The organism is Bradyrhizobium acaciae, assembly GCF_020889785.1.
Lineage (GTDB): Bacteria > Pseudomonadota > Alphaproteobacteria > Rhizobiales > Xanthobacteraceae > Bradyrhizobium > Bradyrhizobium acaciae.
Genome location: NZ_JACMYK010000314.1, coordinates 1 through 1,094 on the forward strand (window position 1 = coordinate 1; position 1,094 = coordinate 1,094).

At 68.7% G+C, this 1,094-nt stretch carries 2 protein-coding genes; one reads left to right on the plus strand and one right to left on the minus strand.

The window, feature by feature from the left end; all coding sequences use genetic code 11:
* The coding region (locus H8A92_RS40485) for an adenylate/guanylate cyclase domain-containing protein (RefSeq protein ID WP_229200807.1) at positions 1–629 on the plus strand (629 nt) is incomplete at its 5' end.
* A 5-nt stretch (positions 630–634) separates the two neighbouring features.
* On the opposite strand, the gene H8A92_RS40490 is transcribed toward H8A92_RS40485, so the two are convergent.
* The gene (locus tag H8A92_RS40490) at positions 635–883 is read right to left on the minus strand and encodes a hypothetical protein (RefSeq protein WP_229200808.1); all 249 of its coding nucleotides are present in this window, start codon (positions 881–883) and stop codon (positions 635–637) included.
* Positions 884–1,094 lie beyond the last annotated feature (211 nt).

Here is a 1,094-nt window from a genome sequence, read left to right on the forward strand (position 1 = left end):
CGCTGGAGGCCTATCTCGGCCGGCGCAGCGCGGCGCGCGTGCTGGCATCGCCATTGCGGCGCAACACCGGAGAAACCATCCGCGCGGCTCTGCTGTTTGCTGATCTGCGCGGCTTCTCGGCGCTCTCCGAAAGCCACCCGCCCGCCGAGGTGATCGCGGCGCTCGATGCCTGGTTCGATCGCATCGCCGGCGCGATCCACGCCTTCGGCGGCGAGGTGCTGAAGTTCATCGGCGACGGGCTGCTCGCGATCTTTCCGGTCACGACCAGCGCGCGCAGCGCATGCGAGGCGGCGTTGCGTGCGGTCTCGGCGGCGCGCGTCGGCATGACGCATCTCGACGTTGAGCGGCGTAAACAGGGTTTGCCGCCACTGCCGTTCGGCGCGGCGCTGCATCTCGGCGAAGTGCATTGGGGCAATATCGGCGCCGCCGACCGGCTCGACTTCACCGCGATCGGCGCCGCGGTCAATCTGGTCAGCCGCCTCGAAGGCCTGTGCAAGCCGCTGGAGCAGAGCGTGCTGGTCTCGGACGCCGTTGCCGCCGAGACCGAGACGCCGCTGCTCGCGCTCGGCACCCATGAGCTGCGCGGCATCACACGGCCCTGCGCGGTCTTCACCTTGCCGGAGGGATGAACCGGTCATCGGAACAGGCGCAACCACGGCGCCAGATGGAATGCGCTCATCAGCGCGTACATCGGGACCATTCCCTGCAATGACAACGGCCCCTGCATGGCGCCGCAGATCATGTCGGCCGGCGCCAGCGCGGCGGCCAGCGCCATGACCGCGAAAGTCGGCGCCGCCGCCAGCGACAGCCAGCGCGCCACCGTCGAACCGCGCCCGCCCAGCCTGCCCTTCAACCAATCGTCACGTGTTTCGATACCGCTCATCGCTCGATCTCTCTGGAGATGATCCATGTCGTCATGTGCTAGGTTAGGACCGGGCCTCGGAGGGCGAGAGTGACAAGTGTGTCGGGATTCGAATGGACTCGCTGATTACAGCTGCGGCGCGCGCGCTCGCGGCGGGTGATCCCCTCGGCGCACTGAAACGGGTGGCCCTGCGCGACGATGCGCCGGCGCTGGCGCTGCGCGGCATCGCGAT